General features: G+C 71.8%; 22 protein-coding genes and 1 pseudogene. 11 read left to right on the forward strand and 12 right to left on the reverse strand.

Annotated features, from left to right (window positions below):
• Window positions 1–8: 8 nt before the first annotated feature.
• Entirely contained in the window at window positions 9–2,456 is a 2,448-nt protein-coding gene (locus ACWDAK_RS10035; protein WP_427395680.1) for a GH92 family glycosyl hydrolase, read from the reverse strand.
• Between the two features lie 390 nt (window positions 2,457–2,846).
• Between ACWDAK_RS10035 and ACWDAK_RS10040 the strand changes: the two genes are divergently transcribed.
• From ACWDAK_RS10040 to ACWDAK_RS10055, 4 genes are all read left to right on the forward strand, one after another.
• Window positions 2,847–4,385 carry an AMP-binding protein gene (locus ACWDAK_RS10040; RefSeq protein ID WP_344636129.1) on the forward strand — a complete coding sequence of 513 codons (1,539 nt, stop codon included), beginning with the start codon at window positions 2,847–2,849 and terminating at the stop codon, window positions 4,383–4,385.
• A gap of 126 nt (window positions 4,386–4,511) precedes the next feature.
• Entirely contained in the window at window positions 4,512–4,658 is a 147-nt protein-coding gene (locus ACWDAK_RS10045; RefSeq protein ID WP_344636128.1) for a hypothetical protein, read from the forward strand.
• Between the two features lie 305 nt (window positions 4,659–4,963).
• Window positions 4,964–5,563, forward strand: a complete 600-nt coding sequence (locus tag ACWDAK_RS10050; RefSeq protein ID WP_344636127.1) for a cysteine hydrolase family protein — start codon at window positions 4,964–4,966, stop codon at window positions 5,561–5,563.
• Window positions 5,564–5,573: 10 nt separating this feature from the next.
• A complete protein-coding gene (locus ACWDAK_RS10055; RefSeq protein WP_344636126.1) occupies window positions 5,574–6,485 on the forward strand; it encodes a GlxA family transcriptional regulator in 912 nt (303 codons plus the stop codon).
• Between the two features lie 7 nt (window positions 6,486–6,492).
• Here ACWDAK_RS10055 and ACWDAK_RS10060 read toward each other — a convergent pair whose 3' ends face one another.
• From ACWDAK_RS10060 to ACWDAK_RS10090, 7 genes are all read right to left on the reverse strand, one after another.
• Window positions 6,493–7,305, reverse strand: a complete 813-nt coding sequence (locus tag ACWDAK_RS10060) for a trans-aconitate 2-methyltransferase (protein ID WP_427395679.1) — start codon at window positions 7,303–7,305, stop codon at window positions 6,493–6,495.
• Window positions 7,306–7,651: 346 nt separating this feature from the next.
• Window positions 7,652–7,798, reverse strand: coding sequence for a hypothetical protein (locus tag ACWDAK_RS10065; RefSeq protein ID WP_344636124.1), 147 nt, complete (start codon window positions 7,796–7,798; stop codon window positions 7,652–7,654).
• A 36-nt stretch (window positions 7,799–7,834) separates the two neighbouring features.
• The gene (gene efeB, locus ACWDAK_RS10070) at window positions 7,835–9,097 is read right to left on the reverse strand and encodes an iron uptake transporter deferrochelatase/peroxidase subunit (RefSeq protein ID WP_427395678.1); all 1,263 of its coding nucleotides are present in this window, start codon (window positions 9,095–9,097) and stop codon (window positions 7,835–7,837) included.
• Window positions 9,094–10,311 (reverse strand): EfeM/EfeO family lipoprotein, encoded by a 1,218-nt coding sequence (locus ACWDAK_RS10075; protein ID WP_427395677.1) that lies wholly within the window; start codon window positions 10,309–10,311, stop codon window positions 9,094–9,096. The genes efeB and ACWDAK_RS10075 overlap by 4 nt, the downstream gene beginning before the upstream one ends.
• A 68-nt stretch (window positions 10,312–10,379) precedes the next feature.
• The gene (locus ACWDAK_RS10080; RefSeq protein WP_344636121.1) at window positions 10,380–11,252 is read right to left on the reverse strand and encodes an alkaline phosphatase family protein; all 873 of its coding nucleotides are present in this window, start codon (window positions 11,250–11,252) and stop codon (window positions 10,380–10,382) included.
• 508 nt (window positions 11,253–11,760) lie between these two features.
• The gene (locus tag ACWDAK_RS10085; RefSeq protein ID WP_427395692.1) at window positions 11,761–12,969 is read right to left on the reverse strand and encodes a GNAT family N-acetyltransferase; all 1,209 of its coding nucleotides are present in this window, start codon (window positions 12,967–12,969) and stop codon (window positions 11,761–11,763) included.
• A gap of 273 nt (window positions 12,970–13,242) precedes the next feature.
• On the reverse strand, window positions 13,243–14,142 hold the full coding sequence (locus ACWDAK_RS10090) for a spherulation-specific family 4 protein (protein WP_427395676.1): 900 nt from the start codon (window positions 14,140–14,142) through the stop codon (window positions 13,243–13,245).
• A gap of 159 nt (window positions 14,143–14,301) precedes the next feature.
• On the opposite strand from ACWDAK_RS10090, the gene ACWDAK_RS10095 reads away from it, so the two are divergent.
• Entirely contained in the window at window positions 14,302–15,849 is a 1,548-nt protein-coding gene (locus ACWDAK_RS10095) for an AMP-binding protein (RefSeq protein WP_344636119.1), read from the forward strand.
• 34 nt (window positions 15,850–15,883) lie between these two features.
• On the opposite strand, the gene ACWDAK_RS10100 is transcribed toward ACWDAK_RS10095, so the two are convergent.
• Both ACWDAK_RS10100 and ACWDAK_RS10105 read right to left on the reverse strand, forming a co-directional pair.
• Complete coding sequence (locus ACWDAK_RS10100) at window positions 15,884–17,278, reverse strand: APC family permease (RefSeq protein WP_344636118.1); 1,395 nt, start codon at window positions 17,276–17,278, stop codon at window positions 15,884–15,886.
• A 29-nt stretch (window positions 17,279–17,307) separates the two neighbouring features.
• A complete protein-coding gene (locus tag ACWDAK_RS10105) occupies window positions 17,308–18,528 on the reverse strand; it encodes a hypothetical protein (RefSeq protein ID WP_344636117.1) in 1,221 nt (406 codons plus the stop codon).
• Window positions 18,529–18,642: 114 nt separating this feature from the next.
• Here ACWDAK_RS10105 and ACWDAK_RS10110 point away from each other — a divergent pair, with 114 nt between their 5' ends.
• The 4 genes and pseudogenes from ACWDAK_RS10110 (at window position 18,643) to ACWDAK_RS10125 (ending at window position 21,291) form a co-directional block, all read left to right on the forward strand.
• On the forward strand, window positions 18,643–19,503 hold the full coding sequence (locus ACWDAK_RS10110; protein WP_344636116.1) for a class I SAM-dependent methyltransferase: 861 nt from the start codon (window positions 18,643–18,645) through the stop codon (window positions 19,501–19,503).
• Between the two features lie 806 nt (window positions 19,504–20,309).
• Window positions 20,310–20,412: pseudogene (locus ACWDAK_RS10115) on the forward strand (site-specific integrase); the annotation flags it as partial.
• 532 nt (window positions 20,413–20,944) lie between these two features.
• Window positions 20,945–21,151: a hypothetical protein gene (locus ACWDAK_RS10120; RefSeq protein ID WP_344636115.1), complete on the forward strand. Its 207-nt coding sequence runs from the start codon at window positions 20,945–20,947 to the stop codon at window positions 21,149–21,151.
• Entirely contained in the window at window positions 21,142–21,291 is a 150-nt protein-coding gene (locus ACWDAK_RS10125) for a hypothetical protein (protein WP_344636114.1), read from the forward strand. Before ACWDAK_RS10120 ends, ACWDAK_RS10125 begins: the two co-directional genes overlap by 10 nt.
• A gap of 526 nt (window positions 21,292–21,817) precedes the next feature.
• Here the strand turns inward: ACWDAK_RS10125 and ACWDAK_RS10130 are convergent.
• Both ACWDAK_RS10130 and ACWDAK_RS10135 read right to left on the reverse strand, forming a co-directional pair.
• Window positions 21,818–22,213 (reverse strand): RidA family protein, encoded by a 396-nt coding sequence (locus tag ACWDAK_RS10130; RefSeq protein ID WP_344636113.1) that lies wholly within the window; start codon window positions 22,211–22,213, stop codon window positions 21,818–21,820.
• Between the two features lie 126 nt (window positions 22,214–22,339).
• The gene (locus ACWDAK_RS10135; protein WP_427396007.1) at window positions 22,340–22,534 is read right to left on the reverse strand and encodes a hypothetical protein; all 195 of its coding nucleotides are present in this window, start codon (window positions 22,532–22,534) and stop codon (window positions 22,340–22,342) included.
• Between the two features lie 52 nt (window positions 22,535–22,586).
• Between ACWDAK_RS10135 and ACWDAK_RS10140 the strand changes: the two genes are divergently transcribed.
• Both ACWDAK_RS10140 and ACWDAK_RS10145 read left to right on the forward strand, forming a co-directional pair.
• On the forward strand, window positions 22,587–23,498 hold the full coding sequence (locus ACWDAK_RS10140) for an aminotransferase-like domain-containing protein (RefSeq protein WP_427396008.1): 912 nt from the start codon (window positions 22,587–22,589) through the stop codon (window positions 23,496–23,498).
• A gap of 274 nt (window positions 23,499–23,772) precedes the next feature.
• The gene (locus ACWDAK_RS10145; RefSeq protein WP_427396009.1) at window positions 23,773–24,642 is read left to right on the forward strand and encodes a class II glutamine amidotransferase; all 870 of its coding nucleotides are present in this window, start codon (window positions 23,773–23,775) and stop codon (window positions 24,640–24,642) included.
• The last annotated feature ends 19 nt before the right edge of the window (window positions 24,643–24,661 follow it).

Raw genomic sequence — 24,661 nt, forward strand, 5'->3', positions numbered from 1 at the left:
GGGCCGGGTCAGGACCGCCCGGCAGCGGAGTACGGCGGCGGGGCGGCGGCCGGGCCGGTGCCCCAGCGGCCGGGGGCGGCGGCGAGCCGGTAGTCGAGCAGCACGCCGTGGGCGAGGGCGGAGTGGCTGAGCCAGGTGCGCTGCCAGGGAAGGCCGTTGACTCGCAGGCCGACGGTGTAGCGGTGGTCCAGGTCGGCTCCCGGTGCGGAGATCACCACCGTGCCCCCCTGGCGGCCGCGGTACGGTCCGACGGTCAGGGCGGCGAGCGGGAACTGCGGGGTGGTGAGTAGATAGGTTCCGGTGCCGGGGGCGCCGGGGTAGAGCCCGAGGGCGGTCAGCACGTACCAGGCGGACATGGCGCCGAGGTCGTCGTTGCCGGTGACACCGTTGGGGGTGTCGGTGAACAGGGTCTCGGCGGCCCGGGTGACGGTCGCGGTGCGGTCGGGGCGGCCGGTCCACAGGTAGAGGTACGGCGCGAGCAGGTCGGGTTCGTTGTCGGGGTCGTAGGTGGTCCGGCCGAAGTAGTCGCCGGCGTCGTGGACCCAGGCGGTGCGGGCCGTCCCGGCGGGGTCGGCGAGCAGCCGGTCGTAGGCGAAGAAGGAGTCCAGCCGGGCGGTGGCCGCGTCCCTGCCGCCCAGCAGGCCGATCAGTCCGGCCACGTCCTGGGGCACCGACCACAGGTACTGCCAGCCGCCGCCCTCGTGGAAGGCGGTCCGGCCGCCGTCGCCGTGCTCGAAGCCGGAGACCGGGTCGAAGGGGGCCACCCAGCTGCCGTCCGGGTTGCGCGGGCCGAAGAAGCCGGTGCTCGGGTTCCACAGCGTGCGGTAGCTCCGGCCCCGGGCGGTGAGCAGCGCGGCGTCCGCGTGGTGGCCGAGGGCCTCGGCCATCAGGGCGAGGGCGGCGTCGGCCGCCGCGTACTCGAGGGTGGCGGAGGCCGGGTGCTGGCAATCGTCGTCCTGGCCGTGCTTGCCGCGGCAGTCGGGGAGGTAGGGCAGGTAACCGAGCGCGGCGTACCGGGGGTTGCCGCTGCGCCCGCTGAACTGGGAGTCGGTGGGCGGTACTTGGGTGACGTACTGCCACAGTGCCCGGTAGGTCTCCTCCTCGTGCCCGGCGAGCAGGCCCTTGGACCAGCCGTCGACCAGGAAGGGGGTGACCGGGTCGCCGGTCATCACCCCGGTCTCGCTGTTCTCCAGCCACCATCTTGGCAGCCAGCCGCCCTCGCGGTGGACCGCGAGCAGGGACAGGTCGATGTCGCGGGCGACCTCGGGGGTGAGCAGTTCGAGCAGTTGGTTCTGGGTGCGGGCGGTGTCCCAGAGCGAGAAGTTGGCGTACGGCGTCCAGTCGGTCGCGGTGCGGACCTTCCCGTCGGCGCCCGGGTACCGCCGGTCGACGTCGCCGATCAGGTTGGGGTGCAGCAGCGCGTGGTAGAGCGCGGTGTGGAAGGCCGTCCGGTGGTCGAGGTCCGAGCCGCCGATCCGGACCGCGCCCAGCCGCCGGTCCCACTCGGCGGTCAGCGCCCGGCGGGTCCGGTCGAAGTCGTGGCCGCTGGTCTCCGCCGCCAGGTTGCGGCGCGCGCCGTCGAGGCCGGTGTAGGAGAGCCCGACCTTGACGACGACTTGGCGCTCCTCGGCGTTCGCACCGGTGTCCGGGGCATCGCCGGTGCTACTGGTCGCGAAGGTGAGCCAGCCGCCGCTGCCGTGGCGGCCGTCCCCGGCGGAGTCCCGGGAGCCGGGGGAGAGGGTGCCGCCGCGCCAGGTGCCGAAGGAGGTGAAGGGGCGGCTGAAGGAGGCGGTGAAGTAGAGGGTGTGGTGGTCACTCGTGCTGCCGCAGAACCGGCCGTCCGTCACCAGGCCCTCGACGGTCCGATCGCCGATCACATGGAACTCCGAACTGTCCACCGGCATACCGGCCTTGCCGGTGTTGACCAGCACATTGGCCTGGCGCCCCGCCGGGAAGACGTAGCGCTGCCAGCCGGTGCGCGCGGTGGCGGTCAGCTCCGCGGTCACGCCGCTGTCCAGGCCCACCCGGTAGTAGCCCGCCGACGCCTGCTCGTCGCGGTGGCTGAAGTGCGCGGCGTACTCGGCCGGTTCGGAGGTCGTCACCGGGCCGGTGGTGGGCAGGATCGGGACCTCGCCGTTGACGCCGCAGCCGGCCCCGGAGAGGTGGGTCTGACTGAAGCCCGTGATGGCGGCGTGCTCGTAGGAGTAGCCGGAACCGGAACCGCCGGGGGCGATGGTGTCCGGGCTCGGCTGGGCCATGCCGAAGGGCGCTGCCGGGCCGGGGAAGGTTCTGCCACCGCCCCGGGTGCCGATCAGCGGGTCGACCAGCGCCGACGGCCGCTCGGTCGGCGTGGGCGCGGCGGATGCCGGTACGGCCGGGGTCAGGGTGGCGGCCAGCAGCACGGCGGAGCACAGGGCCCTGCGGAGGCGGCGGCGTGGGCGGCTGTGCGACGGCATGGCTCTCCCTGCGGGTGGTCGACACAGTGTGACGGTTCGATCCTGCCCTCAACGGGGGCTGAGGCTGCGGCCGTACACGCCCGTAGATGTGACGATCGATCAGGTGGAGCCGCTGCCGGGGTCGGTAGGCGGTGGCCGGCGAACGGGTGGTCGGGGCCGGTGCGCGGCAGCCGATGGATACGCACAGTGAGTTACAGCCGTGTTACCAGATGTCTTGATCTTGCGTGAGGAGACGATTACCATACGTATGGTTGCTCCGGGCAACTATCTTGGCGGAATGGGGTCATGGGGATTCCCGTTCTCCTCTGTGGGGCCGTCAAGCCCGGAGTCATCGAACCGAGCACAGTCGGCGCAGGGGCTCGTGTGCCGACGCCTGGAGGGGAATGACGTATGACCAGCAGCACGCAGACATTCCGGAGCTACGTCGAGCGGAACCTGGACGCGCTCGGGGAGCAGCCCGACCAGGAGGCGGTCGTCCACGAAGGGCGGCGCGTCACCGCGGGTGAGCTCCGCGATCTCGTCTACCGGACGGCCCGGGTCCTGCAGGAGCGCGGGATCGGCCGCGGCCAGACCGTGACCCTGCTGAGCGGCAACCTGCCGGAGACGATCGCCGCACGCTACGCGGCCAACCTGATCGGCTGCCGGATCAACCACCTGTACAACAAGCTCTCGGTGGACGTCCAGGCCGCGATCGTCCGTGATGTCGAGACCGTCGCCCTGATCGTCGACCCCAGGCTGGCCGAGCGGGCGGCCGAGCTGACCGCCCGGGTCGAGGTGGAGCACGTCCTGGTTCTCGGGCCCGCCAAGGAGGCCGAGAACCTGCTGGAGCTGGCGGCCGGGCGGTCGGCCGAGCCGTTCGGCGGTCTGGCCCGACCCGAGGACATCTGCTCGATCCGCCACACCGGCGGCACCACCGGCCACCCGAAGGGGATCTGCGCCACCTTCGAGCAGGTGAGCGACATCCGCTCGCAGCTCAGCGAGGTGCAGCAGGAGAAGCACCGTCAGCTGGTCTGCACCACGCTCGCGCACGCGGCGGGCCAGCTGGTCGACCTCACCCTGTCCGCCGGCGGCACCGTGGTGCTGCTGGAGGACTTCGAGCCCGCCGAGGTGCTGGCCGCGATCGAGCAGGAACGGATCAGCCGGCTCTGGTTGCTCCCGCCGCTGCTGTACCAGCTGCTGGACCACCCCGACATCGAGCAGCGCGACACATCCAGCCTGAGCAACCTGGTCTACGGCGGCTGCCAGGCCTCGCCGGTCCGGCTGGCCGACGCGGTGCGGCGGCTCGGCTCGGTGCTGTTCCAGTTCTACGGCCAGAACGAGGCCGGTGGCATCAGCGCGCTGACCGCCGAGGATCACGACCCCGAGCGGCTCGACCGGCTGCGCTCCGCCGGCAAGGTGCTGCCCGGTGTCGAGGTGGCGATCCGGGACGAGGCGGGCAACGACCTGCCCGCGGGGGAGCTCGGCGAGATTTGCGTCCGCTCCGGCAGCGTGATGCAGGGCTACTGGAAGCAGCCGGAGCTGACCGCCGAGATGCTGCGGGGTGGTTGGCTGCACACCGGCGACCTCGGCCGGCTGGACGAGGACGGCTTCCTGACGATCGTCGACCGGCTCAAGGACATGATCATCGTGGTGGGCGGCCACGTCTACACCACCGAGCTGGAGGACCTGCTCAACTCCCACCCCCAGGTCCGGCAGAGCGCCGTCTTCGGGGTTCCCGACGCCGACCGGATGGAGCGGGTGCACGCCGTCGTCGTACCCGTCCCGGGTGGTGCGGTGGACGAGCAGCAGCTGCGCGAACTGGTGCTGCGCGAGCGGGGTGCGATGTACGAACCGGCCCGGATCACCTTCGCCTCCGAGCTGCCGCTGACCGATGTCGGCAAGCCGGACAAGAAGGCGCTGCGGCAGGCCGCCCGGGAAGCCGCGGTCTGACCGCCCGCGGCGCTCCCCGTCGCCCCGGCCGCGGGGAGCGCCGGATCCTGAAGCAGCGCCATGTACACGGCGCATGACAGTCGGTAGCGTCATCCTCTGTCGACCGGCTTGCAACGGAGGGTGGTCATGGATCGCGAGAAGCCCCCGCGCACGATTCACGGCAGGGACACGTTCGTCATCGACCCGGAGGACGACGAACAGGAGTGCTCCCGGCCGTGCTGCCGCCCGGCGGATCCACCACCGCGCTGGGGGCAGTGGCTGCGCCGCTCGTAGTGCGGGTCCGCCCATCGCCGGACCTCAGGCCGGGTGGCACAGCCCCTGCCGTGAGAACTCCCGTCCCGCCCTGGGGACATGACATCGACCCAGTCGCTCGGTTCGCCATCGGCGGCCGATGTCGTGCGATGCCGGCCGCCTCGTCCGCAACGGGATGATGCCGGCCGCCTCGTCCGCAACGGGATGATGCCGGCCGCCTCGTCCGCAACGGGATGATGCCGGCGGTCGGCCGTGACCGGATCGGTCCGCTCCCGGACCTGATGCGGCCTGTCGAGGGTCCATCGGCGCCGACCAGACTTGGGGACATGAACCGAGCACTGATCGTTGTCGATGTCCAGGAGTCCTTCCGCGCCCGTGCGCTCTGGGAGACCGTATCCAACCCGGAGATCGCACACCAGGTGGACCGCCTGGTCCGACTCGCCCGCCAGGCGGGCGACTTGGTGGTCTGGGTGCTGCACTGCGAACCCGGCACCGGCAACACCTTCGACCCCGAGCGCGGCCACGTCCGGCTGATGGCGGAGCTGGAGCGCCAGGACGGGGAACCGCTGATCCACAAGACCTCGCACAACGCCTTCACCACGACCAACCTGCAGCAACTCCTCACCGAGCACGGCATCCGCGAGCTCACCCTGTGCGGCCTGCGCACCGAGCAGTGCGTGGAGACCACCACCCGCCTCGCGAGCGACTTCGGTTACCGGGTCACCTTCGTCACCGACGCAACCGCCACCCACCCCATCCCGCACCGCGACGCCCCCGCCGACCTCACCGTCACCGAACTGCTCGCGGACCCGCGGACCCTGGGTGCCGAGGAGATCATCAGGCGGACCGAGTACGCCCTGGCCGGCCGCTTCGCCACCATCGCCACCATCGACGAACTGGAAGCCGCCGCGGCGACTCGGGCATGATGACCGGATCGTGAACCAGATCGCCTTTCTGCTGGTGCCCGGAGTGCACCTGCTGGACCTGGCCGGCCCCGCGCAGGTCTTCTCCACCGCAGGTGACTTCGGGCACCCGTACACGCTCAGCTACGTCGCCGAGCGGACCGAGGTCCCCAGCGCCCAGGGGCTGCCGCTGACCGCCCGGTCGCAGTGGCCCGAACTCGGGCCCGAGGACCTGATCGTGGTGCCCGGCTGGCGGGTGCACCCCCGGGTCGCCGCTCCCGTCATCGGGGAGGGCGTGCTCCAGGCCCTGCGGGACCACCACGCCAGGGGCGGTACCGTCGCCAGCATCTGCGCCGGAGCCGAGGCGCTCGGCCGGGCCGGGCTGCTCGACGGCCGCCGCTGCACCACCCACCACGACGTCCAGGACGAGCTGGCCCGGCACCACCCCGGCGCCGTGGTGGTCCGCGACGTGCTCTTCACCGTGGACGACCGGGTGGTCACCTCGGCCGGCATCGCCAGCGGCATCGACCTGGCCCTGCACCTGGTCGCAACCCGGCACGGCCCCGCGGTCGCCGCCCAGGTGGCCCGGGACATGGTCGTCTACGCCCGGCGAAACGGCGGCGAACCGCAGGCCAGCGCCATGCTCAGGCACCGCTCCCACCTCGACGACACCGTGCACCGCGCCCAGGACATCATCGACACCCGGTTCGCCGAGCCGCTGCCGCTGCCCGCACTGGCCTCGGCCGTCGGGGTGAGCGACCGCACGCTCACCCGGCTCTTCAGCCGCGCCACCGGCGGTCTCACCCCGCTGCGCTACCAGCAGACGCTCCGCCTGGAGCGCGCCGAGCACCTGATCGGCCACGGCGCGACGGTCGACTCCGCCGCCCGCTCGGTCGGCTTCGAGGATGCCCGCATGCTGCGCCGCCTGCGCGCCCGGGCGGGCTGAGCGCCGCTCAGCCCCGTCTGGTGGCGACGGCGAAGACACGGCGGAAGGGGTACACGGTGCCGTGCGGGCCGGCCGGGTACGCCGTGCGGAGTGCATCGCGGTACTCGGTGAGGAACGCGGCGGTGGCCTCGGGGTCGTCGGCCAGCGCGGTGAGTACGGGGCGCAGGGTGGTGCCCTTGACCCAGTCGAGCACCGGGTCCCGGCCGGGAAGCAGCTGGGCGTAGCTGGTCTCCCAGACGTCCACCGTGCAGTCGAGGCCGGCCAGGAGTTCCAGGTAGCCGGCCGGGCTGAGGACGAACTGGCGCCGCTCGCCGGCGTGGTCGGCCAGGCGCCCGCGCCACCGGGCGCTTCGGCAGAGCCCGTCGAGCAGCGTGTGGCTGGGGGCGGCGGACTGGTCGGGGATCTGGAGGCCGAAGGTCCCGCCGGGGGCGAGGGCGCCGATCCAGACCGGCAGCATCTCGGGGTGGTTGGGTACCCACTGGAGGGTGGCGTTGGACACGATCAAGTCCCAGGCCCGGTCGGGGACCCAGGAGGCGGCATCGGCCGGGTGGAACTCGAGGGAGCCGCCGCCGGGGGTGGGACCCGCGAACTCCCGGGCTGCGGCGAGCATTTCGGCCGAGTTGTCGAGGCCGGTGATGTGCGCGGCGGGCCAGCGGTCGGCGAGCAGCGCGGTGACGTTCCCGGCGCCGCAGCCCAGGTCGGCGATCAGCGCGGGGGAGCCCGGTGGCTCGGGGACGCGGGCGAGCAGGTCGAGGAACGGACGGGTCCGGTGGCCCGCGTGGCGCAGGTACTGCTGCGGGTCCCAGGTGGCCTGGCGCATGGCGTGACTCCTTCGGCGGCGATCCCTGCTCCGTCGGCTCCATGATCTGGCAAAATTATCTCGATATCAAGCTTCTTGATGGCGAGATATGGCGAGACATCTTCCCGTGGAGTCCCGTCCAACCGAATCGCCGGGAGTCGTCCAGCCATGGAGTCGGGGCCACCGGGACGGTCCAGGGCTGGTTGGCTCCGGAGGGAGGGTTCGTGCTCGTCCGGCCTCTGCTATCGGCAGGATCAGGGCGTGAGTTGAGCGTCCGTGCGAGGGGCGCGCTGCTCGGGGAGGGGAAGGACCGGGAGGGCGGCAGGGCGGGGCCGTGCCGTTCCGAGGCCGGCTACCGGTTCCGTTCTCAGCCGGCCAGGATCCGCCGCACCTGCGCGGAAACCTCCGCGCAGGTGCGCAGGTCGTCGTGCTCCATGCAGGAGACCTGGACGTTCTCGGCCCCGGCCAGCGGGGCGCTGTGGGTGGGGAGAACCGCTCGCCGCAGGATGACCACGGCGGCTCACGCAGGCCGGTGCCGGGGCGGCCCGGGTCAGGAGAGCAGGGTCGAACCGAGCCAGTCGGAGGGGCCCTTGGCACCGGGGAGTGTGAAGAAGTACCCGCCGCCGGTCGGGGAGATGTAGTCCACCAGTGGTTCCCCGGCCAGCCGCTGCTGGACGGTCTGGAACTGCCGTTCCACGTCCTGCTGGTAGCAGCAGAAGATCAGCCCGACGTCCAGGTTGCCGTCGAGGTCCAGGCCGCGGTCGTAGTTGTAGCCGCGGCGCAGGAACCGCTGGCCGGCCGAGTCGGGGGTGCGCGGGTTGGCCAGCCTGATGTGCGAGTTCATCGGGGTCAGCAGGCCCTGGGAGTCGCTCTGGAAGTCGGGGGCGTCGGACTCCCCGGTACCGTCCAGCGGCGCGCCCGAGTCGCGGCGGCGGCCGATCATCCGTTCCTGCTCGCGCAGCGAGACCCGGTCCCAGAACTCGACCAGCATCCGGATGATCCGCACCACCTGGTAGGAACCGCCCTCCACCCAGGCCGGCTCGCCGTTCGCACCGCCGTGCGTCCACAGCACCGAGTCCGCCACCGTCCGGTCGTCGATCTCGGGGTTGGAGATGCCGTCCTTGAACCCCAGCTGGTTGCGTGGGGTCCCGGACGGACGCGGGGCGGCGTGGAAGCCGTCGGCCTTCCAGCTCGGCTGCATGCCTCCTCGGGTGTGCCGGGTGATGTCGCGCAGCGCGTGCATCACGGTGTCGCGTGAGTCGGCGCAGATCTGCAGCGACAGATCGCCGTGCAGTTCCTTGGAACCGAGCATGTTGTCGTCGGGGAAGACCGGCATCGCCACCAGCTTGGCGGGTTTGCGCGCCGTGAGCCCGTACCGGTCGTCGAACAGCGAGGCGCCGACGCTCACGGTGATCGTCAGCCCGTCGGCCGGCAGCACCGGTCCGAGGATCGCGCTGTCGGTGGGCGGTGAGGCCAGGTCGGTGGCCGGCACCGGGCCGCCCGAGGTCAGCAGCCGGATCCGCTCGGTCAGCGTCCGCAGCAGCTCCGAGAGCCCGGCCCGGTCGGGCGCGATGACGTTGAACGAGACGAAGGACGCCGCGTCCTGCTGCGGCGTGGTGATGCCGGCCTGGTGCGGGCCGTGGAACGGGATCCGCCGGCCGGACGGGCCGGCGGACTGGGGTTCGGCGGCGGCCGCGAAGGCCCCGGCGAGCGCGCCCGCCGTGACGGCGGCGCCCGCGGAGGCTCCGCGCAGGAAGGCACGGCGGGCGAGCGGCGAGCGGTGCTCGGTGGCGGACGGGTCGAGGGCGGTCACGCGTGGTTCCTCGGGGTGAGTAGGTTGGGCAGGACGGCGAGTTCCTCCAGGAGCCGGCCGAGCTCTCCGTCGAGGCGCTGGCGCTGGGCGGTGGTGAGGTTCGCGGACGCCGTCCAGGAGCCGTCCTTGGCCCGGTAGGCCGTCACTTTGCCCTCGAAGTCCGGCAGTTCGCGCTGCAGGCGGTCGAGCAGCGCCGGATCGCGGGGCCGGATCACCGGAGCCAGGATGTCCAGTACCTTCTCGGTGCCCTGGACATTGGCGTCGAGGGTGGCGAGCGTGGTGCCGCTGCCGCAGTCGGCGGTGCCGTTCAGCTGGAACTGCAGCGAGTTCTCCAGGATCTCGTGCACCCGAAGCGAGAGGTCGCCCGGGTCGGTGTCCTCGCTGGGGAAGTCCTGGACCAGTTCGTCGGCGTCCGCCGCCAGCTGCTGGGTGACCGGTCGCAGCCGGTCGGCGTCCCAGCCGTGCCACAGGCCGTACTCCGCGGCGAGGAAACCCGTCCAGCCGGCGGTGTCGACGCCCTGGGGCAGTCCGTTCGCCATGCCGTTCAGGGACTTGTCGAAGTCGCCGAAGGAGTTGTAGGCGGCGCCCAGTCGCTCGTAGTCCAGGTGTGCGGTGAGCCAGTCGGTCCTGGCGGCCGCCAGGTCGCCGCGGGCGATGTCGGCGTCGAGCGTACGGGCTGCGGCCAGTAGTCCGGGCAGGGCGGCCTTGACGTAGTCGCGGTAGGCCTTGACGGGGGCACCCATCTCCTTGTCGGGCATGGGTGGGTAGCCGGCCACGGCGCCGGACGCCTTCCCAACGACCGTCAGCGGGAGGGTGGTGAGCACCGGGCCGCTGGAGAAGACGCAGCGCACCGCGTACTGACCGCCCGTCAGGGTGGTGGCCAGCGGGAGCGTCTTGCCGGGGCCGAGCCAGGGGATCTCCGCGTACGCCAGGCCCCCGTCGGGCGAAATGACGTAGAGCGTGGCGAAGACCTTGGAGTTGTTGGTGACGCTGAACGAGACCGGCCCCGCGGGCAGGTGCTCGGGCGGTGTGCCGCAGGTGCTGGTGTCCACCCGGAGCCTGCCGCCGGGCGGGGCGAGCAGGCTGCTGTCGGCGGGCGCGGAGCCGACCAGTGCGGTGGTGCCCAGCAGGGCCAGCCCGGCCAGTGCGGGGCGGAGCCGGCGGGCGGTTTCGCGCCGTCTGGCTGGGGGCGTGGGGGGAGTTCGCTCCGGCATGGTGCGGTCCTTCGGGCAGGCAGGAGCCCGGCCCCGGGCGGGGAGGCGGGGCCGGGATCCCGGACGGTTCAGTTCCAGATGTCGGTGATCGGCGCGGCGTTGGCGCTCTGGCCGGCCTTCGGCAGACCGTATGCCTGCTCCAGAGTGGCGAGTACGTTGTAGTGGTCGACGGTCTCGCTGTACTGGCCCTGCTGGACGTGGGCGCCGTAGAACACGGTGGGGATCTGGTTGCTCTCGGTGTAGTCGTCCTCGTCCCAGGTGACCACCAGCAGGCTGTTGTTCTGCTGGGCCCAGTTGGCGTAGTCGGAGAGGTTGTTCTGCAGCCAGGAGTCGCCGTCGGCGATGGTGCCGTCGTGCATGTCGTCGTTGAGGTTCGGGATCACGAACGATACGGTGGGCAGCTGGTTGTAGTCCGTGGGGAAGGCCGAGAACGGCTGCTGGTCGGCGGCCGGGATGTTGGTGAAGTTGGCCCACGGGGAGTGCTTGCGCGCGTAGGCGCCCGAGCGGCAGGTGGTGGAACCGGCCTTCGGCAGGTCCTCGGAGTAACCCGCGAAGGTGTTGCCGGCGGCCAGCAGCTCGGAGCCCAGGTTGGCCGCGTTGCCCTTGTTGACCGGGCAGGCGTCGGAGCTGAGCCCGAAGGTGCTGCCGCCGAACAGCGCCATGTAGTTGGGCTCGCTGGGGTGGGTGACGCCGAACGAGGAGGTCATCAACGCACCTTGCGAGGCGAGGGAGTTGATGTAGGGGGCGTCGCTGGTGTCGCCGATGATGTCGTCGAAGGAGTGGTTCTCTTCCATCACCACGACGATGTGCGAGAACGCGGGGACGGACCCGGCGGCCGGTGTGGCGGCGGCCGAGCTGTGCGGAGCGAGGGCAAGGGACGTGGCAAGCGCCGTCGCCGTGGCAACGGCGGACAGGCCGGCGAGACGAGACCTCGAACGCATGGGGACTCCAGGGGAGGATGAGCCGGGGCGTACGCCACGGCTGCTACGGAAGTGGGGGTTTCCGCCGCACGGGCCTCGTGGCCGAACCGCGGACCGGTGCGGGGGTGGCCGGGCGGTCCGCCCGGCCTCGGTGCCGCGTAAAGCATTGGGGCCGTAGGTGCCCTTCAGTTGTCGGTGGACTGGCGAGTCTGTGAACTTAGCGAGGAGACGGAGCGGTGGGGCGAGACCCTGCCTGACCGAAAGTCAACTCGTCTGCGGTGACCGTCATTGCCGGTTGTTTCCGCTGCTTGTGCTTCCTTTGTGCAACCCTGACCTCCGGTCAGGAGGCCCAGCTCGGGCTCACTGGCGGCCGCGGGACCCTCCTTGTCTGCAAGTCCCTTGAATGTGACCAAAGTTGTTTCGGTTCTCGGCCGCCGGAAAATGATGTTGCTGTACCCCGGGAAGCACTGTCAATGGATCGGTACCTGCCAAGTCATCCACAAAGACTCGAGTTATCCACAAAGACTCATCAGAACTCGTCACTGGTGAACGGCAGCCGGTCCGTGTACAGCGCGGCGTCGAGCACCCGGGCCGCGCCCGCCGTGTGCTCCGCCACCAGGCCGGCCCGCACGAGGTCGCCCACCCGGGTGCCGCCCAGGTAGCAGGCCGCCAGATCCCGTACGTCGAGGGAGAGATCGGCGGGTTCGGCACTCGCGCGGTACGACTCACCGCCGGGGCCGGCCGCCAGTCGGAACCGTCCGTTGTTGGCGGGGATCGAACCGTCGCTGACGTCGAGCACCAGATCGACCGGTGCGGCCCAGGAGCGCCCCGTCAGCGCCGCCCCGACGTCCGCGAGCCGTAGCCACAGCGCCGGGAACTCCTGGGTGACGCGCACCTGGTCGCGGTCGGCGGCGATCAGCAGCAGCGGGTCGTCGGCCGGGCGCCCCCAGGCCCGTACCCTGCCGGTGAGGTCGATGCCCGCGAGGTAGCTCCACAGCGCCGCCGCGGCCCGGCCGGTCCCGGCTTCCAGCTCGTAGACCTCGACGACCCCGGGGGAGTCCTCGCCGCCGCGGGTGCGGTAGACCGCGTAGTCGAGCGACGGTCCGTCGCCCAGCACCACCACCCGCGGCGGGCTGAGCTCGTCGTCGTCCTCGTCCTGTTCGGGCAGGATCTGCTCGCGCCACCAGTAGCCGTCCCTGGCCAGGCGGCCGGCCCGCTCCGCCCGGCTCGCCTCGTAACGGGGGCCGAGCACCTCGGGTGCTTCGGCCGGGTCGAGCAGGCGCAGCGGCCGGGGATCGGGTGCGACGCGCAGGTCGAGCGGCCGCCGGGAGTCGATCTCGACCGTGCACAGCCGGGTGGCCGCACCGAACCCGTACCGGCCGTAGATCGCCGCCTCCGAGGCCCACAGGGCGGCGAGCGGCCGGCCCGCGACCGCGCACCGGCGCCACAGCTCGGCGACCAGCTCCGACAGCACCCCGCGACGGCGGTGGGTCGGTGCCACACAGACGAAGGTGAGCCCCGCGCAGGGAAGCCCGCCGCCCGGCACGGAGACCCGCAGCCGGACGGCGGCGAGCAGGCCCACGAGCCGGCCGTCCGCATAGGCGCCGATCCGGTTGCAGCGGAGCAGGAACTTCCGGTGCCTGGCGCGCATTTCGTCGTCGTACGTCTCCAGGAAGACGAGCGAGGCGAGGTCGATGGCGCGGTCAAGGTCGGAGTCGGGCACCTCCCGGATCCGCAGCCGGGAGGAGGACTCGGGCGTGGTGGCGGCCGTCGGCGGAGCTGAGTCGCTCACGGAGGAAATGCTAGTTCGCCACCGGGCCGCCCGGAAACGGAGTCCGCGAGCGGAACGGAGGTCGGCCGCCCGGTGACGCGCCCGCCCACTCATCCGGTGTGCGCCGATCGGGCGCGGCCGAGGGGGTGAGGCCACGCCGTCACCGTCCGGACGGCACGGGCCCCACCGCGATACGCACGGTGGGGCCCGTCGATGCGCCCGTGGAGCGCGGCGGTCAGGTCAGCCGATCGTCGCGGCGTGCGAAGTCTCGGCGGTGAAGCCCCAACTCGGGGCGGTGTCCCAAGGGTTGGGCATGGTGTCGCCGGTCGCGTAGGCGTAGCCGGCGCCGCGGGCGAAGGCGGTGTCCAGTGCGGTCCGCATCCGGGGCTCGTCCGGCACGTTGTAGACCAGGTGCCAGAAGGAGGTTCCGCTCGGGTCGAAGGAAGCGCCCGAGTAGTAGCCCGAGGTCAGGTTGAAGACGTTGCCGCCGAGCCAGCCGCCGCCGGTGTAGTCGGCGTAGCTGCCCTCGTAGGTGACGAAGGTGTCGGCGGTGCGGTGGGCGGGGTCCAGGTAGCAGTCGGCGATCGCGGTACCCGGGTTGTCCACCACCAGGTCCTGTGCGGCCGGGTCGATCGCGTTCATGGCGGTCTGCACGTACTGGCGCAGCGTGAAGTAGTAGTCGCGGGTGCTGTTGGCGGTGCCGCAGTCCCGGCTGACGACGTCGAAGAAGATGCCGTCCACGTGCAGCTTGCCGTCGGCGGTCTTGAGGTAGTTGTCGATGGACGCCTCGACGTCCGCGAGCGGGCGGGTGCCGTTGTCGGTGTGGACGTAGCCGATCACCTTGGTGTGCCCTCCGGCGGCGGTGGTTCCGGCCCGCAGGGTGTCGGCCTGGGCCTGCCAGGCCGGGGTGAACGCGGTGTCGCCGTTGCCGGGGTTGAGGATCACGATCGAGGCGGCCGGGGTGGCGGCCTGCAGGCCGGAGAGCATCGGGTCGCCGGGCCACACGTACGCCGGGACGCCGATCTCCAGGCCCCGGGTGGTGGCCGTCGAGGTGGCGGCGGTGGCGCTGGACGAACCCGCCGTCACGGCGAGTGCGGAACTGAACAGCAGGGCCAGCAGGCCCTTGGTGCGCTTGCGCACGGCATCCCCCTGAATTGATCAACAGTGTCCACATTCTGCCCCATCGACACCCGGCGGGGGAGCCGTCCGGTGGTGCTGGTCCTGGCGGGCCCGCACGGTTGCGAATAGCGTCGATGGCGCACCGCCGTACGGATCCACCCGCCCGAGGGGAGCCGCACCATGGACCACGACCGACCCGCCGAACCCCGCCGGACCTTCACCGGCTACGCCGAAGCGATCCTGGACGTGCTGGCGCGTACCCCCGACCGCCCGGCGCTGACCGCCGCCGACGGCCGGTTGATCCGGGCGGGGGAGTTCCGCGACGGTGTGTACCGGCTGGCGCGCGAGCTGGCCGGCCGGGGGACCGGCCGGGACATGACCGTGTCGCTGCTCACCGGCAACACCCCCGAGGCCCTCGGTGCCCGCTACGCGGCGAACCTGGCCGGCGCGCGGGTGGTCTTCCTCTACGACGGCATGGCCCCCGAGACGCTCGCCCAGGTGGTCGACAGCGTCGACACCAGGATGCTGCTGGTCGACCCCACCCGGTACCGGGACGCCGGGGGACTGCTGCCGCGGGTCCAGGTCCCCGCCGTGCTCACCCTCGGTCCGGGCTCCTTCGGCGAGGACGTCCTGGCGAGCTCCGGGCACCGCGAGCCGGAGCCGTTCGCCGTCCCGGTCGCCCCCGGTGACGACTGGTGCATCCGCCACACCGGCGGCACCACCGGGATCCCGAAGGGCATCCGGATGGCCCACGGCCCGTACCGGCGCAACATCGCCATGCCGCTCACCGGAGCGGGCGACCCACCCCGCTTCCTGGCGTGTACCGCGATCGGCCATCTCGCGGGTGTGCTCGCCGACATGACGCTGTTCCAGGGTGGGTCGGTGGTCCTGCGGTGGGCCTTCGATCCGGGTGACGTGCTCGCCGCGATCGAGCGTGAACGGATCACCCATCTGTGGGTGCTGCCGCCGCTGCTCTACCGGCTGCTCGACCACCCGGCCCGGCCCGACACCGATCTGTCCAGTCTGTGCCGGATCAGCTACGGCGGCTGCCCGGCGTCCCCGGCGCGCCTCGGGCAGGCGGCCGAGGCCTTCGGACCCGTGCTCCACGGCTTGTACGGCCAGACGGAGGCGCTGGGGATCACCGAGGTCGGTCCGGACGAGCACTCGGTGACCGGGCGGGGCGGGCAGATCACCGTCGGCCGCCCGCTACCGGGCGTGGAGATCGAGATCCGGGATGACGACGGCGAGCCGCTGCCCCCGGGGCAGGAGGGCGAGATCCACGTCAGCTCGCCAGGCGTCATGAGCGGCTACTGGAAGCAACCCGAACTCACCGCCGAGGTGGTGCACGACGGCTGGGTCCGGACCGGGGACATCGGCTACCTCGACGACGAGGGCCACCTCTTCATCGTCGACCGCCGCAAGGACATGATCATCGTGGTGGGGGGCCACGTCTACCCGGCCGAAGTCGAGGAACTGCTGCTCGCCCACCCGGCCGTCGCCCAGTGCGCGGTCTTCGGCGTCCGTGCCGACGACTCGACCGAACACGTCCACGCCGCCGTGGTCGCCGCCCCGGGCCACCACCCCGATCCGGACCGGCTGCGCGAGTTCGTCACCGCCCGCAAGGGCCGCATCTACGCGCCGGAGGCCGTCCACCTGGTCCCGGCCATCCCGCTGACGTCCGTGGGCAAGCCCGACAAGAAGCTGCTGCAGCGGACACTCGGCGGCTGACCACCGCGGACCGGCGGGCCGGCCCACCCGGTGCTCAGGCGTCCGGCCGCAGGCCGGTCGGACGGCCGGTCAGCCGGCGGACGGCCAGGATCGCGGCGCCGAGCGCCAGCCAGCACACTCCGGCGATCCGGGCATGGACATCCGCGCGGTAGAGCACATAGGCGATGATCACGAAACCGGTCACCGGGACGACCAAGTGCGTGCCGTAACTGCGCTGCCGGCCGTGCACGATGAAGTGGGACACCACCGACAGGTGCAGCATCAGGAAGGCGAACAGGGCACCGAAGTTCACCAGCGAGGCCAGCAGGCCGACCCTGCCGACCAGGGCGAGTCCCAGTCCCAGACTGACCGCCGCCACCAGCAGCACGGCCCGGTCGGGCACCTGGCGCCGCTGGTCGACATGGGCCAGGAAGCGCGGCAGCCGACCGTCGCGCGCCATCGAGAACAGCAGTCTGGACGTGGCGGCCTGCGCCACCAGCGAGTTGGCAACCGCCGCGGCCAGTGCGCTGGCGACCGCCACGACCGGCTTGAAGGCGGCGCCGCCGACGGTCCGCGCGAGGTCGTAGAACGCGGTGTTGCGCGCGGCCTCGCCCGGCAGCCCGGTGCGGCCGGGCAGCAGCAGCGCCGCCAGGTAGGTCTGCGCCACGAAGAGCGCCGCGACCAGGCACAGCGACAGCACTGTGGCCCGTCCGACGATCCTGCTCCCGCCCCTGACCTCCTCCGCGAGGGTGGAGATCGCGTCGAAGCCGAGGAAGGACAGCACCGCCACGGACAGCGCGGAGAACACCAGCCCGACGGAGAAGACCTCCGGGTTGTAGAACGGTGCCAGGCTCCAGTGCGCGCCGCCGGTTCCCCGTACGACGGCGACGGTCGCCAGTACCAGGAACGCGGTCAGCACGGCCAGTTCGCCGACCAGGAAGAGCCGGTTCATCCGGGCCGTGGTCCGGATCCCGAGCAGGTTCACCGCGGTGTTGAACACGACGAAGAACACGATCCACCCGCGCTGCGGCACACCGGGCACCACCGACTGCAGCGCCACGGCGCCCGTGACGTAGAGCAGTGTCGGCACCAGCAGGTAGTCGAGCAGCACGCCCCAGCCGGCGAGGAATCCGGCCCATGGGCGCAGTCCGCGTGCCGCGTAGGAGTAGACGGAGCCGGCGATCGGGAAGGCACGGGACATCTCGCGGTAGCTGACGGCGGTGAAGAGCATGGCCACCAGTCCGAGGACGTAGGTGAGCGCCACCATGCCCCGGGAGATGTCGAACACGATGCCGAAGATCGCGAACGGTGCGATCGGCACCATGAACACCAGGCCGTAGACCACCAGGTCTCGCAGCCGCAGGGTCCTGCGCAGCTGCTGCCGGTAGCCGAACCGCGACAGCGGCTCGTCGTCACCCGGCGGGACCGGGCTCTTCTCCTCGTCGGTCATCCGGACCGCTCCCGTCCGCTGTCGGTGCGTCAGGTCTCCCCGTCGGCGATTGTCACAGGTGTCCGCCAGGATCTCGGCGTCGGGCCCGCGCAGGCCGACGACACCCCGGTACGGCTGTGGAGGGCAGCCAGGACGACGCCGAGAAGCGCGCCCCGATGCCCTGGTTCACCTCGTTCGACGCCCTGAAGCAGTACGTGATCGAGGCCGCCGTCGACCGTGAGCGGCCGGCCTGGTCCCCGGCGGTGATCCGGGAACCGAGATCGGCCTGCTGTCGCTACTGGCCCCGTGCTGAAACGGCGCCAGCACAGACGGCAGTAGCCCTTCTTCAACCGCACGAGTCGCCGGCATCCGCTGCACTCGGCCGGTTCCTCGGTGCGGCGGAAGCTCTGGCACGCGCTGCAGGTGCGGCCGGGCAGCACGCCCCAGCCGAAGCAGTCCGGGCAGGTGGCGGGCGGCTTGCACCTGCCCGCCGGCAGGACGTAGGCCATCACGCCGGGGGCAGCGAGCGCCCGTCGCGGCGGCGGGGCACCACCGCCGGCCCCGCCGCCGGTCGTGTAGCGGTGCAGGATCTGCCGACCCTCGGGGGTGGCGTGGGAGGCGACGAGGTCCTTCACGTGCCGTTCGAGGCGGACCATCTGCTCGTCGCGGGGCGGCAGAGCGCCAGCGGCCACGAGGACGCTGCGGATGTGCTCGACGACCTTGCTGTCGGGGAGGTCGTCCAGGGCCTCGTGGGTCAGGGGACGCCGGCCGGAGGCCAGGTCGGACAGGACGGCGGAGACGATGTCTTTCGAGAGCCAGCTCATGGCTGTCGCCGTCCGCCGGGTGTCGGCCAGGGCGTCATGGAGGGCCTGCAGCTTCGGCGGAACGGCGCCCGTGTCGTCGGTGAGGAGGCCGTTGAGCCGCTGCTTGAGCGTGCAGCGGCGGCAGGGGCCGGGTGTGGTGAGCCGTTCGGCCTCGCCGCAGATCGGGCAGGGGCGCCAGAGTTCGGTGTCCGGCTTCGTGCAGGGGCCGCAGACGGGGGCATCGGCGGTGCCGGAGTGGATGTCGCGGAAGCGTCCGCAGACGGTGCAGTGCACCTCGCGCTGGTCGCAACGGCCGCAGCGGGGCTGCCCGGTCAGCTTCGAGATGCGCTGGACATTACCGATGCCGCCACCGCCCTCGCCGCCGAGGGCCATCTCGTGGACCCCGACGACCTGGCCACCGTCAGCCCGCTGATCACGCGCACCGTACACCGCTTCGGCGACTGGCACTTGGACCTCACCCCCGCCCGAGGACGTCGTCGCCACCAGGCTGGACCTGGCCGGCGGAGCGCTGTTTCCCACCGCGCCGGTGTTACGCCCCGGTGGCCTGGCTAGCCTGAAGGCATGACTGATGCGGAGGGACGGGTCGAGCCGTCCGGGGTGTGGGCCACAGCCGTGGGCGTGGCCCGGGTGAGGGCGATGGAGACGGCACGCGAGCAGCCACTGTTCCGGGACCCGCTGGCGCTGGCCTTCGCCACGGCCGGAGGGAGAGGCCCCGGGACGCCGCCGCCCCCGCGCGCGGACGAGGCGGCGCGGCGCCGCTGGCTCGGTGTGGCCTTCTCGATCGTCATCCGGACGAAGTTCCTGGACGACCTGCTGGACCGGGCGGTCGCGTCCGGCATCCGGCAGGTCGTACTGCTTGGAGCCGGGATGGACAGCAGGGCCTTCCGGATGGACTGGCCTGCGGGGACCCGGCTGTTCGAGGTCGATACGGCCGAACCGCTGGGCTTCAAGGCCTCGGTGCTGCGTCAGGAGCGGGCCGTTCCGCGCTGCGAGCGGATCACCGTCCCGGTCGACCTGCGCGAGGACTGGCCCGGCGCCCTGGCCGCGGCCGGGCACGATCCGGCGCAGCCGACGGTGTGGATCGCCGAGGGACTGCTGATCTATCTGCCCGAGGACGCGGTGCAGTCGCTGCTCGAACGGGTCGGCGCGCTGTCCGCTGCAGGCAGCAGGATGGGCCTGACTCTGGGCTCGCGCGGTGTGGTCGAACGCTTCCGCGGGGACGCCGCTCCGGGATCGGCAGCGTCGATGTGGGTCTGGGAGATGCCGGAGGACCCGGTCGGCTGGCTGGACGGCCTCGGCTGGGAGGCGGAGACCTTCACCCTGCGTGAGCGCGCCGAGGCCTACGGGCGTCCGGTGCTCACCCCGTCGCAGCAGGACGAGGGCGCCGGCGGACTGATCTCGGCGGTGCGCGCCACGCACTGAGCACGACGAAGGCCGGCCCCCGCGTGTGGCGGGGGCCGGCCTTCGACTGTCCGTCCCTGCGGTCCGCTAGGCCGGCACGCTGGCCACGCCCGGGGCGAGGAACGGCTTGCCGTTCACCCGCTGTGACACGCCGCTGCGGTTCAGGTAGGGGCGAACCGCCCGGCCTGAGAGGTACCGACTTGGAGCCATACAAAGCAGGGAGCGCACCGGGGCACATGTCAGCGTGCGGTGCCCGGTCATGAGGGGCAAGGCCGGCGGGGACTGTTCGCACGTGGCGTGCGAGCCCCCGCACACCGGATGCGAGGAGTCCCAGCACCTGCTGCCGGCTTTCACTGCTGTGGCAGCCCAGTAGGACCGGCACCGTCCCAAAGCCGCCCCAGGTGAAGGTCACCAGGCCGCAAGCCCGCGATGTCGATGCGCACGCTCATGCATCCATGCTGCACCCGCCCACCGGCAACGCCGTCGTCGTTTGACGGCAGCCGTCAATCGGCGCGACTTTCCGTGCCGCACCGGCGCAGGATGGGGACCACCGGGGCAGCCGCGGAGCCCGAACATCCACGTCCCGAGAATGCGATCCCCCCATGAGCGTCACCCAGCAGTACCTCCTCGACACCCACCGTGCCCGCCAACTCGGCCAGCCGACCCCGCTCGCGCCCGGCATGGGCGAACTGCGGCTCCTGTGCGCACTGCGCGAATACCGGCGGTTCCGGGCGGTCCTGGCCGGGCGCCCGGCCCTCGGCCGGATCCGGCACACGCTTGCCCGCGGGGCGGACCCCCGCGCCCTGTGGCGGTTGGCACTCATGATCCGGGGCCGCACCCGCGGACCGGTGTTCGTCACCCGCCGCCGCCCCGGGGCCCGGGAAGGTGCTCTCGCCGCGCGTAGTCTGCCCCGACACCGGCCTGGCCCGCGGCTGTGAAGTTGCATTTCGGCTGTGGCCGTCGCCCTGCGCGAGGCCGCGCTCAGCGGCGTCCTCGGCAGCGACCAGGCCGCGCTGTCCGCGCTGCTGAAACCGCGCCAGGGCCTGCCTCCGCGAATCGCGGACCGGCTGGGCGAGTTGGACGCCGCGTTCGTGCACAGCCTCCCGAGTGGAGCGCTTCGACGGCGAGCCGTCCCGGCCGGTCCGGCGGTGGGACACCGTGGCGCGTGTCTGGGTTCGCGAGAGATCCGAAGTACTACGGCGACCGGCTGGTGTAGGCGGCCGCCGGCTCCAGGGGTGCTGACCTGCCTGGCGGACTGTCCGGCCCTCCGTCGGCTCAGGCATCCACATCTCCAGGCGGAGTGGCAGCGTGGAGGAGTCACGACCCGGATGCGCGGGGGTGGGGCTGGATGCACAGAGTGGAAAGCCATGCCCTTGACACGAAACCGGGTGGACCGAGGGAACGCCGGTCCGCCCGGGACGGGCTGTGCTCGCGGCTGAGGGTGCGCAGTGTCGCCGGGCAGGTGTTCCTGTGGCTGCTCGTCGTCGTGGTGCTGCTGGTAGCCGCGGCGCTGACGGCGCTCATCCTGCAGGCCCGGAACTACGCCACGAGTGACGCCGAACACCGCACGCATGCCGCAGCCATCATCTTGGCGCACTATCCCGGGGCGGCTGCCGCTCTGGACCCGCCAATCCCTCTGCGGCGTTGCAGCCACTGGCCGTGGACGTGAAGAACGGCGGCGGCTTCGACTACACCGTGACCCTCGCCGTCCCAGAACAGGGTGGGGTCCTGGCAGCAGACCCCGGCGAACCAGCACAAACGGATAAACGTCAAGCGTACGTCCAGCAGCTCGGGCATTCGAGCGGGTGAGAGGAGGTTCTGATGTAACCGGGCGTCAAGCTCAGGGCAGCCAGCCGGTGTGAGTCCGGTCTGGGGAGACGCCGGGGTCCCCGGTAGCTGACTCCCGGCGTCGTTCGAGAGGGCGGCGTCGAAGTGGAGTGACGAGCGTCCTTCGGGGGCGTGCGACCGGCCAGTCCGCAATATCAAGTGAAGCCTGCAGCGCCGTCATTTAACCCCCGCCCCGGGAGGGGCGGGCCAAGGAGGAGCCGAGCCTGTGTTTGAAGGGCGAAGGCCATGGAAGGCTTCCCAGAACCTGGAGCGGGCGCTCAAGAACCTCCCGGCGTCAGCTTCCTGCAGACCCGCTCCCGCGCCTGACTGCGGAACACCCTCCCCACACCCTGGCGTGGCGGGCCTGATCGCCGCGCTCGCCCGGCCTCGTGGCTTTCCAGACCGACACGGTGCTCGGTCGTGAAGACGCACCGCCTGACGAAGATGCCACCCTCGACCGCTACCGCCGGTCGAGGGTGGCAGGTGGATCGCTGCGGCCGCTGCGTTCTCACGCGCTGGCAGGCAGGACGGCGAGGGCGTCGATCTCGATGCGGAAGCACGGGTGGACGAGTCCAGCGACCTGCACCAACGAACAGGCCGGCGGGCGGGCAGGATCCAGATGCTCGTCACGGATCCTGCGAAAGTCGTCCAGGTCGGCCAGATCGGTCAGATAGACGGTCAACTTGACCACGTCTTGCAGTTGAGTGCCGGCCGCCTGCAGTGCGGTGGCCAGGTTCGTGAAGACCTGTCGAATCTGGGCGGCGGGGTCCGATTCGCCGACGGTTCTGCCTTCGGCGTCCACGGGAACCTGGGCGGAGACTGCGACCATCGGTCCGGTGAACACCACTGCGTGGCTGTAGCCGTTGACGGGTGGACTTCCGTGGGGACGGACGACGTGCTGCATGTGATCTCCATCTTCTTGGTTGCGGTCGGAGGGTCAGTGGTGGAAGAGCCGCAGCCCTGTGCACACGAGCGTGATGCCGTGTTCGCCTCAGGGCCGGCGTCGCGAGCTCGCCCGCGACCGTCGCCATCAGCGCGCCGGTGGCGAGGCCCGCCGTTCCGCCGCCCCGCTCCGGTCGGCGGCGTAGCCGGGGACGACCGACAGCAGCAGGTAGAAGCTGGTCGAGGCGCCCAGAACGGAGACGAAGCGCAGCAGGAGCGGCCGCGTCACCAGGGGCGGGCGCGGCGCGAGAGCCGGGGGAGTCGAGTCGAGGGTGTCGGTCACGCAAAGACGCTAAGCGGCCGGGTGGATCGCCGGTAAGCTCCGTTCCGCGCCGTTGGAGTGGTCCGGTTCCTCGCCCGAGCTGCTGCTGGTCGTCGATCGGACCAGCGGCCGGCCCCTGCGCGCTCAACTGGAGCACGGGGTACGGGACGGGATCCGCATGGGGCGGCTGCAGGTCGGCGAACGGCTGCCGTCCTCCCGCGAGCTCGCCCGCACGCTCGGGCTCTCGCGCGGCCTGGTGCAGGAGTGCTATGCCCAACTCCAGGCCGAGGGCTATTTGGTGACCCACCCCGGCTCCGCCACCCGGGTCGCGGCCGGGTCCGCGATTCCGCCCGCTTCGGCCCGGCCGTCCGGCGCGGCCCCGCGCCTGGTGGCCGACTTCCGCTGGGGCGTACCGGACTTGGGCGCCTTCCTGCTCCAGGACTGGCTCTGGGCGACGCGTGAGGCCGCGCGCGCCCGCGCCGTCGTGGCCACCCCTGCCCACCAGTGGCCGACCGGCGTCGCTCTTGCCCTGCAGCCGCGACTGGCGCTGCTCGACTGGGTCAGGGACCGCGACGCGATCGTCATCGAGGACGACTACGACGCCGAGTTCCGGTACGACCGCGAACCCGTCGGTGCGCTCCAGGGCCTGGCGCCCGACCGGGTCATCTTCCTCGGCACCATCAGCAAGTCACTCGCCCCCGCCCTGCGGATCGGCTGGATGCTCTGCCCGCCGGATCTCGCCGAACCGCTCACCGAGCAGAAGCACCTGAGCGACCGCCGCACACCCACGCTCGACCAGCTCGCCCTGGCCAGGCTGATCGAGTCCGGCCGCTTCGACCGCCACCTGCGCCGCATGCGCGCCGGATACGCGGCCCGGCACGCCACCCTGCTCGCCGCGCACCGGGGGAGTACATGCTCCCAGCGCGCGTCTGCTTCGGGAACCGCGCGGCGCACGGGTGGGGGAGGGGCGCTGGGATCGTGTTGAGCCACGGCCGGTCGCCGGTCGACGCTGCCGACGGACAGGTTCGCGTGCGGTCGAGTCGGCTGTTGGCAGCGACCCGAACTACGCCCGACAAGCCGAACCGGTGGGCGTAACGAGCGAGAAAACAGCGGAAGTTGACGCTTGGCCGCCAGATCAGGCGAACATGCGAGAGGTGCATGGTCGTGCGACTGTCCGGGTGTGAAGGCGCGCGGTCGGGAGTGGCGGGCCGTCGTCGTGGGAACCGCTGTGGGCCCGACCCCCAGCGGAGGATGACCAGATGTGCCGTCTGTTCGGCCTGAGCAGCAGCCCGAGGCGCACCCGCGCCACCTTCTGGCTGCTGGACGCTCCCGACAGCCTGAGCACCCAGAGCCACCGCGACCCCGACGGGACCGGCCTGGGCTACTTCGATGCCGACGGCACCCCACGGGTGGACAAGCAACCCACCGCCGCCTACGAGGACCGCGCCTTCGCAGAGGAGGCGAGGGAGGTGGAGTCCACGACCTTCGTCGCCCACATCCGCTTCGCCTCCACCGGTGGCCTGCTGGCGAGCAACACCCACCCGTTCGAGCAGGACGGGCGGCTGTTGGCGCACAACGGCGTGGTCGGTGGTCTGGACCGGCTGGACGAGCGGCTCGGCGAGGACCGCTCACTGGTCCTCGGTGACACCGACTCCGAGCGGGTCTTCGCGTTGATCACCCGTGAGATCAGGGCGAACGGCGGTGACATCACCGCCGGAATCACGCAGGCGGTCCGCTGGATCGCCGGGAACCTGCCGCTGTACGCGCTCAACCTGGTCCTCACCACGCCCACCGAACTCTGGGCGCTGCGATACCCCGACACCCACGAGCTGTACGAGCTGCACCGGACCGCCGGCGGACAGCATGGCAACCGACACCTGGACCACAGCGGTACCGCCGGCCGGATGCGCGTGCACTCCGAGGACCTCCGTGCGGCGGACACCGTGGTGGTGGCCAGCGAACGCATGGACGAGAACCCCGACTGGCGCCTGATGGCCTCCGGTGAGCTGCTGCACGTCGGACCGGATCTCCGGCGGACCCGCCGGATCGTCCTGCCCGACGCCCCCGCGCACCCGCTCGCCCTCGGCGATCTGCGACCGGAGGCCGCGGCCTCCCAGCAGGCGGCCTGAAGGGTCGGGCCGGCAGCCT

This window comes from Kitasatospora sp. NPDC001175, from assembly GCF_053598215.1.